This window comes from Arthrobacter sp. Z4-13 (genome assembly GCF_054792705.1).
The window spans coordinates 3,396,570-3,410,529 of the sequence record NZ_CP096459.1 but is presented as its reverse complement, the minus strand read 5'-3'; the positions used below and the strand labels follow the sequence as shown (position 1 = coordinate 3,410,529).

Below are 13,960 nucleotides of genomic sequence, written 5' to 3'. Positions count from 1 at the left end.
ATGACTGAGAACTACACCGCGCTGTACGAGCAGCACAAGATTGCCGGCGCTTCCTTCACCGATTTCGGCGGCTGGCAGATGCCCCTGAAGTACAGCTCCGAGCTGGCTGAGCACCACGCCGTGCGCAACGCCGCCGGCCTCTTCGACCTCTCCCACATGGGCGAAGTCTGGGTCACCGGCCCCGACGCCGCTGCGTTCCTCGATTACGCACTGGTTGGCAAGCTCTCCGCCGTGGCCGTGGGCAAGGCAAAGTACTCGCTGATCTGCCAGGAAGACGGCGGCATTATCGACGACCTCATCTCCTACCGCCTTGGCGAACAGAAGTACCTGGTGATCCCCAACGCCGGCAATGCTGCGGTGGTTGCCGTTGCATTGGCTGAGCGGGCCGCCAACTTCGATGTCAGCGTGGAGGACGTGTCCGCCGAGACCTCGCTCATCGCCGTGCAGGGACCGAACGCCGAGGCCATCCTGCTGACGCTGATCCCTGCCGAACAGCACTCCCTGGTAACTGAGCTGAAGTACTACGCGGCGGTGGAGGTAGGTATTACCGTCAACGGCGCCGTTCAGGAGTTGCTCCTGGCCCGCACCGGCTACACCGGCGAGGACGGCTTCGAAATCTACGTCCCCAACGAGGACGCCACCGGCCTGTGGGACGTGCTCCTGGAAGTTGGCGCCGGTTACGGGCTCATCCCCGCCGGCCTGGCCTGCCGGGACTCGCTGCGCCTCGAAGCCGGCATGCCGCTCTACGGCAACGAGCTGTCCCGCGAAGGCAACCCCTACGCGGCCGGACTGGGTCCGGTTGTCTCGCTCAAGAAGGAGTCGGACTTCGTGGGCAGGGCCGTGCTGGCGGAGCTCAAGGCTTTGGGTGCAGGCTCCACCTCGGGCCGCAAGCTTGTGGGCCTCAAGGGCCTGGGCCGCCGAGCCGGCCGCAGCCACTACCCGGTCCTCAAGGACGGCAACGTCGTGGGTGAGGTGACCTCCGGCCAGCCGAGCCCCACCCTGGGGTACCCGGTCGCCCTGGCCTACGTCGACGTCGAACACTCCGAACTTGGCACTGCCCTCGACATCGACCTCCGCGGGAAGCCAGAGCCGTTCGAGGTAGTAGAGCTCCCGTTCTACAAGCGCCAGAAGTAAGGGAGGGGCCGACATCCTCCGCGTGCTCGGTCGCGAAGGCGCCCGCTGCGCGGACGCGACGCTCCCTTAGACGCACGCTTCCGGATGCCGGCCCCTCCCGACGCGCCATCACTTACCGCACGTTTCGACCGAACGCGCCATCACTTTTCGCACGGTTTAACCCGACGCTCTCTCACTTTTCAAACACGAACCTAAGGAATTACACATGGCAAAAGTTGTTGCTGAACTGAAGTACTCCGCCGAGCACGAGTGGGTTGCTGCTGACGGATCCGGCCCCACCAACATTGGTATCTCGGCTGTGGCTGCCGAAGCCCTGGGCGACATCGTGTACGTGGATCTGCCCGAGGTGGGTTCCACAGTGACCGCGGGGGAGACCTGCGGCGAGGTGGAATCCACCAAGTCCGTCTCGGACCTTTACGCTCCCGTCACCGGTGAAGTGGTGGAGATCAACGATGAAGTAGTCTCCGACCCCGCCCTGATCAACAACGATCCCTACGGCGCCGGCTGGCTGTTCAAGGTGGCAGTCGCCGAAGAGGGCCCGCTGATGTCCGCTGAAGAGTACGCTGCAGCTAACGGCGGCGAGCTGTGAGCGCCTCCGCGGAAGTCACCGCCTTCGAGCAGGTCGTCTCCCCGTCCCTGGACTCGGACCTGTCTGCCTTGGACCCGGAGGTCGCCGCGAAGATCGACGACGAACTCACCCGCCAGCGCGACGGCCTGGAGATGATTGCCTCCGAGAACCACACCGCCGTCGCCGTGATGCAGGCGCAAGGTTCGGTGCTGACCAACAAGTACGCAGAGGGCTACCCGGGCAAGCGCTATTACGGCGGCTGCGAGCACGTGGACGTCATCGAACAGCTCGCCATCGACCGGATCAAGGCACTGTTCGGCGCGGGGTTTGCGAACGTGCAGCCGCACTCCGGAGCGCAGGCCAATGCCTCGGTGATGCATGCGCTGATCAAGCCCGGCGACACCATCATGGGCCTGAACCTGGCCCACGGCGGCCACCTCACCCACGGCATGAAGATCAACTTCTCCGGCAAGCTGTACAACGTGGTGCCCTACGGCGTCCGCGAGGACAGCCACACCGTGGACATGGCCGAAGTGGAGCGCCTGGCGCAGGAGCACAAGCCCGCGCTGATCGTTGCCGGCTGGTCCGCCTACGCCCGGCAGCTGGACTTCGCCGAGTTCCGCCGGATCGCCGACTCGGTGGGCGCCTCCCTGATGGTGGATATGGCGCACTTCGCCGGCCTGGTGGCCGCCGGACTGCACCCGTCACCGGTGCCGCACGCCCACGTCACCACCTCCACCACGCACAAGACCCTCGCCGGTCCGCGCGGCGGCATCATCCTGACCAACGACGCCGACATCGCCAAGAAGATCAACTCGGCTGTGTTCCCGGGTCAGCAGGGCGGCCCGCTGGAGCACGTCATTGCGGGCAAGGCCGTGGCGTTCAAGATCGCGGCATCGGCCGAATTCAAGGAGCGCCAGGAACGCGTCCTCGCGGGCGCCCGCATCCTGGCCGAGCGCCTGGTCCAGCCGGACGTCACCGCCAAGGGCATCAGCGTGGTCTCCGGCGGCACCGACGTGCACCTGGTCCTCGTAGACCTGCGCAACTGCGAACTCAACGGACAGCAGGCCGAGGACCGGCTCGCGGCCATCGACATCACGGTTAACCGCAACGCCGTCCCGTTCGACCCGCGCCCGCCGATGGTCACCTCCGGGCTGCGCATCGGCACGCCGGCACTGGCCACGCGAGGGTTCGGGGAAGCGGCCTTCCGCGAGGTTGCGGACATCATCGCCGAGGCTTTGACAGCCGACGCCGATGCAGACCTTTCGGGCCTGCGTCACCGCGTCGAAGCCCTGGCAGCAGCCCACCCCCTCTACCCCGGGCTCTAGCCCAAATAACGCATCGAGTTGGCAGTTCGCGGCAGTGATTCGGAAGAACACTAGTGCGAACTGCCATCTCGGCACGAACTACTGGTTAGGAAACGCACATGGCTGTTGGAGTCTTTGACCTTTTCTCTATTGGGATCGGGCCTTCGAGTTCCCACACCGTGGGGCCGATGCGGGCTGCTGCCGTTTTTGCGGAGGAGCTCAAGGGCCTCGGCAAGCTGGCGGACGTGGCGTCGCTGCGGGTTGACCTGTTTGGGTCGCTCGCGGCGACGGGCCACGGGCACGGCACGATGACGGCGATCCTGCTGGGGCTGGAGGGCTTCCATCCGGAGTTGATCCTGCCTGATGAGGTGGAGGAGCGGCTGGCGACGATTGCCGGGACCGGCATGCTGCAGTTGGCGGGTGCTGTGCCCCTGCCGTATGGGGTGAAGGACATGGTGCTGCGGCCGTTGACCATTCTGCCGCGGCACACCAACGGCATGACGTTCACGGTGTCCGATGCCAACGGCCAGGTCCTGCACACGGCCACGTTCTTCTCGGTGGGCGGCGGTTTCATCGTCCGTGAGGGCGAGGAGGACGCCGCGCAGCAGGAGCTGGAGGAATCCAAGAAAGAGCTGCCCCTGCCCTTCCGCACCGCTGCCGAACTGCTGGAGCACTGCCGGGAAACCGGGCTGGGCATCAGTGACGTGATGCGCGTCAACGAGGAGGACAGCCGCACTCCCGAGGAGATCCGGGCGGGTCTGCTGCACATCTACTCCGTGATGGAGGGCTGTGTGCAGACCAGCCTGCAGCGCGAAGGCGTGCTGCCCGGGGGGTTGAAGGTCCGGCGTCGTGCCCCGGATTGGTATGACCGGCTGAAGAAGGAGAGTTCGCGGCCGGACAGTGAAGGCCAGGACCAGGAGTTCCATGACCCGAAGTATTGGCAGGAGTGGGTTAACTTGATCGCCCTGGCCGTGAATGAGGAGAACGCGTCCGGCGGCCGGGTGGTTACCGCGCCTACGAACGGGGCGGCCGGGATCATTCCGGCGGTGCTGTATTACGCCCTGCACTTTGCGCCGGGAATGGAAAACGCCAGCCAGGAGGACCGCGACGACGTCGTGGTGAAGTTCCTGCTCGCCGCCGGTGCCGTGGGGGTGCTGTACAAGGAGCAGGCCTCCATCTCGGGTGCCGAGGTGGGCTGCCAGGGCGAGGTGGGGTCGGCGTCGTCCATGGCAGCGGCGGGCTTGGCCGAGGTCATGGGCGGGACGCCGGCGCAGGTGGAGAACGCCGCCGAGATTGCCATGGAGCACAACCTGGGCCTGACGTGTGATCCGATCGGCGGGCTGGTGCAGGTTCCCTGCATCGAACGGAACGCGATCGCGGCGGCGAAGGCGATCAACGCCGCGAAGATGGCGCTCTGGGGCGACGGTTCGCACCGGGTCTCGCTCGACGAGGTCATCGTGACCATGCGCGAGACCGGCAAGGACATGAGCTCCAAATACAAGGAAACGGCTATGGGCGGCCTCGCCGTCAACGTCGTGGAATGCTAAGGAAAGAGTACTGATGACATTGGCACCTGAAGGCCGGAAGCTTTTGCGCGTTGAACAGCGCAACTCCGCTGTCCCGGTGGAGCGGAAGCCGGAGTGGATCAAGGCCAAGGTCCAGATGGGCCCGGAGTTCGTCCAGCTCAAGAACCTGGTGAAGAAGGAAGGCCTGCACACGGTGTGTGAGGAGGCCGGCTGCCCCAACATCTTTGAGTGCTGGGAGGACAAGGAAGCCACGTTCCTGATCGGCGGCTCCGAGTGCACCCGCAGGTGTGATTTCTGCCAGATCGATACCGGCAAACCCTCCCCGGTGGACCGGTTCGAACCCACCAAGGTGGCCAGGTCGGTGCAGGCGATGCAGCTGCGCTACGCCACCGTCACCGGTGTGGCCCGGGATGATCTCGAGGACGAGGGCGTGTGGCTGTATGCCGAGACGGTCCGCAAGATCCACGAGTTGAACCCCGGCACCGGCGTGGAGCTGCTGATTCCGGATTTCTCCGGCAAACCCGAACACATTGAGGCGATCTGCGATTCCAAGCCTGAGGTGTTCGCGCACAACGTGGAGACCGTGCCGCGGATTTTCAAGCGGATCCGGCCCGCGTTCCGGTACGAGCGGTCCCTGGATGTGATCACGCAGGGCCGGAACCTGGGCATGGTGACCAAGTCCAACCTGATCCTGGGCATGGGCGAGACCCGCGAGGAGATCTCCGAAGCGCTGCGGGACCTGCACGAGGCCGGGTGTGACCTGATCACGATCACCCAGTACCTGCGCCCGTCCGAGCGGCACCTGCCGGTGGACCGGTGGGTCAAGCCGCAGGAATTCGTGGACCTGCAGGACGAGGCCGCCGAGCTCGGCTTCCTCGGCGTGATGAGTGGCCCGCTGGTCCGCTCCTCCTACCGGGCCGGGCGGCTCTGGGCCACCGCGATGCGCAAGAAGGGCTGGGAAATCCCCGCCGAACTGGCCCACATCGAGTCCTCCGGCACCACCCGCCAGGAAGCCAGCTCCCTCCTCGCAGCCCACTCCTGAGTGTTCCAACAGGCAGCCCAACCTGATGCCCCGGAATCCTGATGCACAGCAGTCCTGATGCACAGAGAGGACCAATGATGTTCCCCGTCAGAATCGAAATCATCCCTTCCCAGGGAATCGTTGAGCAGGTTCAGGCCCTGGTGCCCAAGACCACCACGCTCAGCGTGACGTGCCTGCCGCACCACGGGATCGAGCGGACCATGCGCACCGCAGTGGAGCTGTCCGACACCGGGTACAAGGTCATCCCGCACCTCGCCGCACGGAGCATCCGCACCCGTGCCGAGCTGACCGAGATTGTCCGCGGCTGTGATGCAGCGGGCATCCGCGAAGTCTTCGTTATTGGGGGAGACCGGAAACAGACCGCCGGCGTCTATGACTCGGCGCTTCCGGTCCTCGAAGACATCGCGCAGTACAGCAGCGGAATGATGCGGGCGGGCGTCGCAGGGTATCCGGAGGGCCACCCGCTGGTCAGCCCGGTGGACCTGCTCGACGGCCTCCTGGCCAAGCAGCACTTGGCCTCCCATGTGGTCACGCAGATGTGCTTCTCGGCCGGGAAGATCCATGACTACGCGGCGCTGCTGCGCCGTGAAGGCCTCGCCTTGCCCGTCTGGGCGGGCGTAGCCGGGTCCGTCCCGCGGACGAAGCTGGTGGCACTGTCCGCGCAGATCGGCGTCGGAAGTTCCCTGAAGTTCCTCAGCCGCAAGGGCCCGCTGGCCCGCAAACTCCTGAGCGGGGACCGCTACTCGCCGGACAGCCTGATCGCCGGGCTGGAAAGCCAGCCGGGCAATCTCGCCGGCATCCATCTTTACAGCTTCAACAGCCTTGAGTCCGTGCCGGCCGGCCCGGACCAGGCGACTACTTCAGCACTCCAGACAGCACTGATTCGAGGAGCAGCACGTGACAACTAACCCTGCAACGACGCACGAGGAGCCGCATCTTGAGCGGCAGCTCACCAACAGGCACATCCAGCTGATCGCCATTGGCGGCGCCATCGGCACAGGCCTGTTCATGGGGTCGGGAAAAACCATCTCCGCGGCCGGACCGTCCGTCATTTTCGTCTACATGATCATCGGCTTCATGCTGTTCTTCGTCATGCGGGCCATGGGCGAACTGCTGCTGAGCAACCTGAACTACAAGTCCTTCAGCGACTTCGCGGCGGACCTGCTGGGACCCTGGGCGGGCTTCTTCACCGGTTGGACCTACTGGTTCTGCTGGGTGATCACCGGTATCGCGGACGTCATCGCCATCGCCGGTTACTCGAAGGAACTCTGGCCAGGGCTGCCGCTGTGGATCCCGGGACTGGCTACCGTGGCCATCCTCCTGTTCCTGAACCTCGTGACAGTGAAGGCGTTCGGTGAGACCGAGTTCTGGTTCGCGCTGATCAAGATTATTGCCATCGCGGCGCTGATCATCGTGGGCATGTTTATGATCTTCACAGGCTTCCAGTCCGACGCCGGCCCTGCCACCTTCACGAACCTGTGGAGCCACGGCGGCATGTTCCCGAACGAGTTCATGGGTTTTGTGGCCGGCTTCCAGATCGCGGTGTTCGCGTTTGTGGGCATCGAGCTGGTTGGCACCACCGCGGCCGAGGCCAAGGACCCGGAGAAGAATCTGCCCAAGGCCATCAACTCCATCCCCATCCGCGTGCTGCTCTTCTACGTGGGCGCCCTCATCATCCTGATGGCCGTCACCCCGTGGACCCAGTTCCAGGCCGGCCACAGCCCGTTCATCGCCATGTTCTCCCTGGCCGGACTCGGCGCCGCCGCAACCGTAGTAAACCTGGTGGTCCTCAGCTCGGCCATGTCCTCCGCCAACTCCGGCATCTACTCCACCTCCCGCATGGTCTACGGGCTGGCGCAGGAGGGGGACGCGCCGTCGGTCTTCCGCAACCTGTCCACTCGTAAGGTCCCGCAGAATGCCCTGTTCCTCTCCTGTGTCCTGCTGCTCTCCGGCGTCATCCTGATGTACGCGGGCCAGGACATCGGCAAGGCCTTCGAAATGGTGACCACCGTGTCCGCCGTCTGCTTCGTGTTCGTCTGGTCCATCATCCTGGCCAGCTACCTGGCATTCCGGCGCCGCCGTGCCCGCCTGCACGAGTCGTCCAAGTACCCGATGCCGGGCGGGATCCCGATGGTGTGGGTGGTGTTCGCGTTCTTCGCCTTCGTCCTGTGGGCACTGACCACGCAGCCGGACACCCTGCTGGCACTCCTGGTGACGCCGGTGTGGTTCCTGGTGCTCGGCGCCGCGTGGCTGGTGCTGCGCCGCCGTCCGGCACACGCGGCCCGCTTTGCGCGCTTCCAGTCGGAGCTTGCGCAGGATATGGACACCGAGGCGTCGGCCATCGGACGCGACTTTGACAGTGCATTGAAAGACGGGGTGAAGAAATGAGCACTGCGCTGGAGGTGCCCGTCCCGGCCCCTGAACTCCGTGGCTCGACGGCGGAGCCTGCCGTCGCCGTCGAGCATGTCCTGACCATTGACTGTGTGGAATCGCCGGGCATCGTTCACGCGGTGTCGGCGTTCCTGCTGGAGCACGGCTGCGACATCATCGACATCAAGCAATACGGGGACAAGGCGCACGGGCACTTCTTTATGCGCGTGCACTTCTCCTCCGGCTCCTCCGTGTCACCCGGGCACCTCCCGTTCAGCACCGAGGATCTGCGCCGGGACTTCACGCCGCTGGCCGAAGAATGGCAGATGAACTGGCAACTGGAGCCGCAGGGCCGCAAGCGCCGGGTGCTGGTAATGGTATCCAGGATGGGGCACTGCCTGAACGACCTGCTGTTCCGGGCACGAACGGGGGACATCCCGGTGGAGATCGTCGCCGTCGTGTCCAACCACCGGGACCAGGCGAGCCTGGTTGAATGGGACGGCATCCCGTTTTTCCACGTGCCGGTCACGAAGGACACCAAGCCCGACGCGGAAGCCCGGCTATTGGAACTTGTGGACGAATTCAACGTCGAACTCGTGGTCCTGGCCCGCTACATGCAGGTGCTCAGCGACGAGCTGTCTGCCAAGCTCGCCGGAAGGACCATCAACATCCACCACTCGTTCCTGCCCAGCTTCAAGGGTGCCAAGCCGTACCATCAGGCCTATGATCGCGGTGTGAAAACCGTCGGCGCCACGGCGCACTACGTGAACGCCGAGCTGGACGAGGGCCCGATCATTTCCCAGCAGGTCGTCGAGGTGGACCATACGCACACCGCCGATGACCTGGTGGCGGCCGGCCGAGATGCGGAGTGCGTCGCGCTGCGCAACGCTGTCCGCTGGCACTGCGAGGGCAGGATCCTGCTGCTGGGCAACCGAACGGTCATCCTGCGGTAGCGCCATGAAGGCAAAAGGGCAGCAGTGGCGCCGGGTGTCCTGGAACGCCTTGCCGATCGGGCAGCCGGTGCGGCTTTCGCAGCACGGGCTCCCCATCGGCACGGGTTTCGTGGATGCCACCACGCCCGACGGCTCCATCATCTGGGTTGTACTCGACGGCTGGCAGGAACGCCGGATGTTCCTTCGGGAGGACTATGTACAAGTGGAAATCAACGCGTAAGGGGCCTGCGCCCCGGACTAAAACGAGGCTGCGGCTGGAAGCGTGGGCGGTGACTGTTACGTTCCTCGTCCTGATCGCGGTCACAGTTTCGCAGGCGCTCTCCTTCGGGCATTGACGCGATGCTGATAAGGCGAGGGCGGACGACGGCGGGAGGTCCCGCCGTCGTCCGCTTTGCTTTGGGGCGGTGCTCATCATTGACCGCTTGCGGCGTAGCGGCAACGATGAAGTATGACTGACTCAGCTGATACCGGTGCCCCTTTTAACGACGACAGTGCAGAGGAGGTTGACGGCGTGGAGACTGCGGAAAGTATCGCCGAAGACGTCAAAGACGAGATCCGGCTGGGCCACGTCCAGGACGACGTAAGCCACGTGCTTGAGGAACGCTTTGACGAGGCGGGCATCGAATTGCGTCCCGAGGCCGTGGACGACCTCGCCGAAGAAATCGAAAGGGACGTCTCCAGCTAAGAGACGGTGCGGGCCGGAAACGGCAGGCAACAACCTGGATTAGTGCGCTGGCCGTGTTGGGCGCATGGCTCCCGAAGCATTACCAGGGAGCGATACCAATGATCCAGGTGGCCCGCACTTTTTTGCCGTGAAAGCGGACGACAGCGGGAGGTCCCGCTCGTCGTCCGCTTCCTTCCTGCCGCGACGGCAAGGCGTGCAGTTACTGCCAGAGACCCAGGGCGAACTCCGCGATCACGGTGGAGAGCAGGAAGGACGCCGTGATGGCCACCAGGCCCACGGGGATGATCTTCCAGCCGATGTTCTTCAGCAGCGGGATGTCCTTGCCCAGGGACAGGCCGGCGAGCGTCAGCATCACCGTGGCGATGGACAGGAAGTCCACGGTCTTGACGGCGGCGTTGAGTGCTTCGGCGGCGAAGAACCAGGGGCTGGAGATGTACGCGCCGAGGGTGGTGACGAAGATGATGGCCGAGATCTTCCGGGTGGCCTTGGCCAGCGCGATGCTCACCAAAACCAGGGCCAGCATGATGGCGTACCCGGCCACAATGCTCAGGCTGAACCCTTTGGCCGCCACGGACGCCGTGCCGATGCCCAGGATGGTCAGCACGGACAGGGACAGCCACAGCGGCAGTTTCATGGCAGCCGAGGATTCCGCAACGCGCTCGCGGAACCGGCGGTTCTCCTCTGCCTGCGCGGCCTCGCGGTCCAGGTCGGCGACGGTGCGTTCGGCGGGGCCGCCTGCCGTAACAGCGGCTTCCTGGCGGGCTTCCTGCTTGCGGGTGAGGGCTTTGTAGAACTTGTCGGCGAGCGGCAGCGCGATGTAGATACCCACGTAGACGCCCAGCACGGTGGTGATCAGGTTGGATACGGCGGCCATGCCCAGGATTGCCTCCTGGTCCGCCGGGTAGGCGGCGACGATGCTGGCTGCGGAGGCAGCCATCATGGAGCCGGACCCCACGCCGGCGCCCATGGCCAGTGCCAGCGGGTCGAAGATCTTCCAGTTGGCCACGAGTGAGGTCAGCAGCGTGATGAACACGGCGCCGAACAGCGTGCCGAAAACGTACATCGCCAGCACGCCGCGGTACTGGTCCGAATCCGGCCCGTACTTCTCGGACACCATGGCGAAGGACGGCTCACGGTCCAGCGAGAAGGTGGCGCCCACGGTTGCCTTGCCCATCCGCAGCAGCACAGCCAGGGGGAGTGCCAGCACGATGGTGCCGAGCAGGTGTCCCACTTCCTGAAGGAGCAGCGCCGGCCCCGCCTTGAGGAGGGTGGGCAGGCTTGGCCCGATGTTGAAGGCCAGCCGGGCCACGAGCAGCAGCACGGCGACGCCAACGAGCGCAGCGGCCACCCGCTGGAGGTCAAGGCCAAGTGGCTTGAACTTCTGGACCGAGACCAGAAGGCCCAGGATGAGGCCCCACACCATGGGGAAGATGATGATCGCCCCGATGCCCAGGTCGATCTTCGCCTGCCCGATGAACTGGACCGCGACGGCGATCACCAGCGCCAGGGCGGCGATGGGGATGGTCAGCTTGGTGCCGGCTTTATCAACCCGGGCTGTTTTGGTGGTGCTCATGATGTGCCTTCCTGCGTGAATGTACGACAGCGGTACGCGGCTGTGATGAAGCGCTCCCGTTGGGCGGGGGTTGAGGCGGCGCCGGCGGCGGTCCAGGCCAGCGCGGTGGCAGCCTCGAACATCACCGCGTAGGCCTCGGGGGAGTCCGCAAGCGCGGCGAACGCGTGCGAGTGGATGGGCACGTTGGCACCCGGAATGCTCAGCCAGGGGTGCAGGGACGGGATGACCTGGGAGACGTTGCCCATGTCGGTTGAGCCGCCGCTCAGGCCCGACGACCGCGACGTGTCCTTGCCGAACGCATCCATCGCCTCGGTCCAGTGCGCTGCCAGGGCGTCATCCTGCAGCAGCGGTTCGTAAAGGGGTTCCGCTTCCTCGATGGCCAGCGTTGTTCCGGTGGCCAGCGCCGCGCCCTCGAAACAGTTCCGGACGCGCTGGTGCAGCGCCTCGTATTCCGGCAGGGTGAAGGCCCGGCACTCGAACTGGACCACAGCCTTTTCCGGAATGATGTTGGTGACGTGCCCGGCCTCGGCCACGAAACAGGCGATTCGGTGGTCGCTGGGGATCTGCTGGCGGAGCAGGCCGATGGCAACCTGGCTCAGCACCGCGGCGTCGGCAGCATTAACGCCCTGGTGCGGGGCCGCCGCCGCGTGCGCCGCTTTTCCGGAAAATGTTGCCTGGTACCGGCCCACGGCCTGGGCGCTGGTGCCCGCCGGGTTGTACGTGAGCCCGTCCTGGACCGGGTGGACCATCAGGGCCAGCCCGACGCCGTCGAACGCTCCCCGCTCCAGCATCAACGCCTTGCCGCCGCCGTGCTCCTCTGCGGGGGTGCCGATGGCCTTCAGCGTGATCCCCAACTCGTCCACGAACGGCCGGAGGGCAAGGGCAGCGGCCACGGAGGCGCCGGCGATCAGGTTGTGCCCGCAGGCGTGGCCGATGTCCGGGAGCGCATCGTATTCCACGCATAGGGCCACTGTCAGTTCGCCGCCGCCGGCGCTCGCGGTGAAGGCGGTGGGCAGACCCGAGGTACCGCGTTCCACCTCAAAGCCGGCATCTGCCAGCAGGGCGGCAATGGCCTCAGCCGAGCGCACCTCCTCGAAGGAGACCTCCTTGAGCGTGTGGATTTCCCGCGCCAGCGCCTGGACCCGGGGCTTCCAGTGTTCGACGCCGTCTGCCAGCGCACCGCGCAGGGCCACCAGGGCGGGGGGGTGGTTTGTCAGTTCCATGGGCATCTGCCTTCTCTGGTGCGGAGCGTTTAGTAGGACAGGGACGGGAAGGGGGACCCGGCCGCGCGGGTGGGTACCCAGACGGCCTTCGTCTGGGTGTACTCGTCCAGCACGCCCGGACCCGAGGAGCGGCCGTGGCCGGAATCGCCAAAGCCGCCGAACGGAACCGCCACGTGGATGGTTTTGTAGGAGTTGATCCAGAAGGTGCCGGCTTTCACCTCGCGGGCGATGTGGTGCGCCCGGGACACGTCCGAGGTCCAGACGGCACCGGCCAGGCCGAAGTTGGTGTTGTTGGCCCGGGCAATGGCTTCGGCTTCCGTATCGAACGCGTCGGCGCCCACTACCGGGCCGAACACTTCCGTGGTTTCGAGGCGGTTGGCTGGCGTGACGCCGTCGAGCAGGGTGGGCATTACCCAGTGCCCGCCGGCCAGGGCGGACCCGGCCAGGGACTCCGGCAGCGTTGCTCCCGTGACCCGGCGGCCGCCGTCGTTCATTCCTGCCTCGATGAGGGTGTTGACGGTGGCGAACTGCTGGGCGGTGATGATGGGGCCCACCTCGGTGTCCACGCTCAGCGGGTCGCCGACCCGAAGCCGTGCGGCCTTCGCGGCGACGAGTTCGACGAACTGTGCATGCACGCTGCGCTCCACCAGGAGGCGCGACCCGGCCACGCAGGACTGGCCCGCACCGGAGAAGATGGCCGAGATGGCGCCGTCTGCGGCACGGTCCAGGTCCGCGTCCGCGAACACAATGTTGGCGCTTTTACCGCCGAGTTCGAGCAGTGCCGGGATTCCGGCCTGGGCCGCAGCGACTGCAACGCGGCGGCCGGTGGGGACGGAGCCGATGAAGCTGACCTTGCCCACCCGCCGGTCCGTGGTGAAGGTGGCGCCCACGGTTTGGCCCAGCCCTGCGGCCACGTTGAAGACCCCTGCCGGCAGCCCGGCTTCGTGCGCCAGCTGGGCGAGCCGGACCGAGGACGCGGGGGTGAATTCGCTGGGTTTGATGATCACGGCGTTGCCGGCCGCGAGCGGGGCCGCGGAGTTCCAGCCTGCCGTGAACAGGGGAGCGTTCCATGGGGTGATGGCGACGACGACGCCCCACGGGACGCGCTCGGTATAGGTATGCCAGTTGCCGGGGACCGGGATGGTCTGGCCGGTCAGTTTGTCCGCCCAGCCGGCGTAGTAGCCGAACATTTCGGCCACCTTGGCGGCTTCGACGCGGGCGTCCCGGATGGGCTTGCCCGTGGTGGCGGATTCGAGGATGGCGAGTTCCTCGGCGTGCTGTTCCACGGCCCGGCTGACGTTGCGCAGGATGGCTGCCCGCTCGAAACCGTTCAGCGCGCCCCAGGCATTGGCGCCAGCTGTCGAGCTTTCCAGGATGGCGTTGGCGCCCTCGGCGCCGGGGTCCGCGTAGGTGGCGAAGGGCTCGCCGGTGGCGGCCGCGGTGAGGGTGATGCTTTCGCCGCTGCCGGTGAGGACGCGGCCGTCAACAAAGGCGCCGAAGCCGGCCGGGAAGGCGGCATCCAGGACGGTTTCGGCGGTGGCTGCCGAGGAGGATGTTGGTGCTGTGGTGATGCTCAATG

13 protein-coding genes are annotated in these 13,960 nt (G+C 65.9%); 10 read left to right on the top strand and 3 right to left on the bottom strand.

What is annotated here, in order from left to right; genetic code table 11:
• From gcvT to M1E07_RS17495, 10 genes are all read left to right on the top strand, one after another.
• Entirely contained in the window at positions 1-1,134 is a 1,134-nt protein-coding gene (gene gcvT, locus M1E07_RS17540) for a glycine cleavage system aminomethyltransferase GcvT (protein ID WP_461187902.1), read from the top strand.
• A gap of 205 nt (positions 1,135-1,339) precedes the next feature.
• Positions 1,340-1,723 (top strand): glycine cleavage system protein GcvH, encoded by a 384-nt coding sequence (gene gcvH / locus M1E07_RS17535; RefSeq protein ID WP_461187901.1) that lies wholly within the window; start codon positions 1,340-1,342, stop codon positions 1,721-1,723.
• Positions 1,720-3,030 (top strand): serine hydroxymethyltransferase, encoded by a 1,311-nt coding sequence (gene glyA / locus M1E07_RS17530; RefSeq protein WP_461187900.1) that lies wholly within the window; start codon positions 1,720-1,722, stop codon positions 3,028-3,030. Before gcvH ends, glyA begins: the two co-directional genes overlap by 4 nt.
• 98 nt (positions 3,031-3,128) lie before the next feature.
• On the top strand, positions 3,129-4,556 hold the full coding sequence (locus M1E07_RS17525) for an L-serine ammonia-lyase (protein WP_461187899.1): 1,428 nt from the start codon (positions 3,129-3,131) through the stop codon (positions 4,554-4,556).
• 13 nt (positions 4,557-4,569) lie between these two features.
• Positions 4,570-5,577 (top strand): lipoyl synthase, encoded by a 1,008-nt coding sequence (gene lipA / locus M1E07_RS17520; RefSeq protein ID WP_461187898.1) that lies wholly within the window; start codon positions 4,570-4,572, stop codon positions 5,575-5,577.
• Between the two features lie 74 nt (positions 5,578-5,651).
• Complete coding sequence (locus tag M1E07_RS17515; RefSeq protein ID WP_461187897.1) at positions 5,652-6,485, top strand: methylenetetrahydrofolate reductase; 834 nt, start codon at positions 5,652-5,654, stop codon at positions 6,483-6,485.
• Positions 6,475-7,965 carry a D-serine/D-alanine/glycine transporter gene (cycA, locus tag M1E07_RS17510; RefSeq protein ID WP_461187896.1) on the top strand — a complete coding sequence of 497 codons (1,491 nt, stop codon included), beginning with the start codon at positions 6,475-6,477 and terminating at the stop codon, positions 7,963-7,965. The genes M1E07_RS17515 and cycA overlap by 11 nt, the downstream gene beginning before the upstream one ends.
• Positions 7,962-8,900, top strand: coding sequence for a formyltetrahydrofolate deformylase (purU, locus tag M1E07_RS17505; protein WP_461187895.1), 939 nt, complete (start codon positions 7,962-7,964; stop codon positions 8,898-8,900). The genes cycA and purU overlap by 4 nt, the downstream gene beginning before the upstream one ends.
• A 4-nt stretch (positions 8,901-8,904) precedes the next feature.
• Positions 8,905-9,120, top strand: coding sequence for a hypothetical protein (locus tag M1E07_RS17500; protein WP_461187894.1), 216 nt, complete (start codon positions 8,905-8,907; stop codon positions 9,118-9,120).
• A 228-nt stretch (positions 9,121-9,348) separates the two neighbouring features.
• A complete protein-coding gene (locus tag M1E07_RS17495; RefSeq protein ID WP_461187893.1) occupies positions 9,349-9,585 on the top strand; it encodes a hypothetical protein in 237 nt (78 codons plus the stop codon).
• A 199-nt stretch (positions 9,586-9,784) separates the two neighbouring features.
• On the opposite strand, the gene M1E07_RS17490 is transcribed toward M1E07_RS17495, so the two are convergent.
• The 3 genes from M1E07_RS17490 to M1E07_RS17480 are packed head-to-tail and all read right to left on the bottom strand — an operon-like array spanning position 9,785 to position 13,958.
• Entirely contained in the window at positions 9,785-11,158 is a 1,374-nt protein-coding gene (locus tag M1E07_RS17490; protein ID WP_461187892.1) for a DUF3100 domain-containing protein, read from the bottom strand.
• Entirely contained in the window at positions 11,155-12,381 is a 1,227-nt protein-coding gene (locus M1E07_RS17485) for an amidohydrolase (protein WP_461187891.1), read from the bottom strand. The genes M1E07_RS17490 and M1E07_RS17485 overlap by 4 nt, the downstream gene beginning before the upstream one ends.
• A gap of 29 nt (positions 12,382-12,410) precedes the next feature.
• Entirely contained in the window at positions 12,411-13,958 is a 1,548-nt protein-coding gene (locus M1E07_RS17480) for an aldehyde dehydrogenase family protein (protein WP_461187890.1), read from the bottom strand.
• Between the last annotated feature and the right edge of the window lie 2 nt (positions 13,959-13,960).

Excerpts from the sequence above, each read along its gene's own strand:
- gcvT (WP_461187902.1), top strand. The coding sequence starts at position 1 with ATGACTGAGAACTACACCGCGCTGTACGAGCAGCACAAGATTGCCGGC.
- gcvH (WP_461187901.1), top strand. The coding sequence starts at position 1,340 with ATGGCAAAAGTTGTTGCTGAACTGAAGTACTCCGCCGAGCACGAGTGG.
- M1E07_RS17525 (WP_461187899.1), top strand. The coding sequence starts at position 3,129 with ATGGCTGTTGGAGTCTTTGACCTTTTCTCTATTGGGATCGGGCCTTCG.
- lipA (WP_461187898.1), top strand. The coding sequence starts at position 4,570 with ATGACATTGGCACCTGAAGGCCGGAAGCTTTTGCGCGTTGAACAGCGC.
- M1E07_RS17515 (WP_461187897.1), top strand. The coding sequence starts at position 5,652 with ATGATGTTCCCCGTCAGAATCGAAATCATCCCTTCCCAGGGAATCGTT.
- purU (WP_461187895.1), top strand. The coding sequence starts at position 7,962 with ATGAGCACTGCGCTGGAGGTGCCCGTCCCGGCCCCTGAACTCCGTGGC.
- M1E07_RS17500 (WP_461187894.1), top strand. The coding sequence starts at position 8,905 with ATGAAGGCAAAAGGGCAGCAGTGGCGCCGGGTGTCCTGGAACGCCTTG.
- M1E07_RS17495 (WP_461187893.1), top strand. The coding sequence starts at position 9,349 with ATGACTGACTCAGCTGATACCGGTGCCCCTTTTAACGACGACAGTGCA.
- M1E07_RS17490 (WP_461187892.1), bottom strand. The coding sequence starts at position 11,158 with ATGAGCACCACCAAAACAGCCCGGGTTGATAAAGCCGGCACCAAGCTG.
- M1E07_RS17485 (WP_461187891.1), bottom strand. The coding sequence starts at position 12,381 with ATGGAACTGACAAACCACCCCCCCGCCCTGGTGGCCCTGCGCGGTGCG.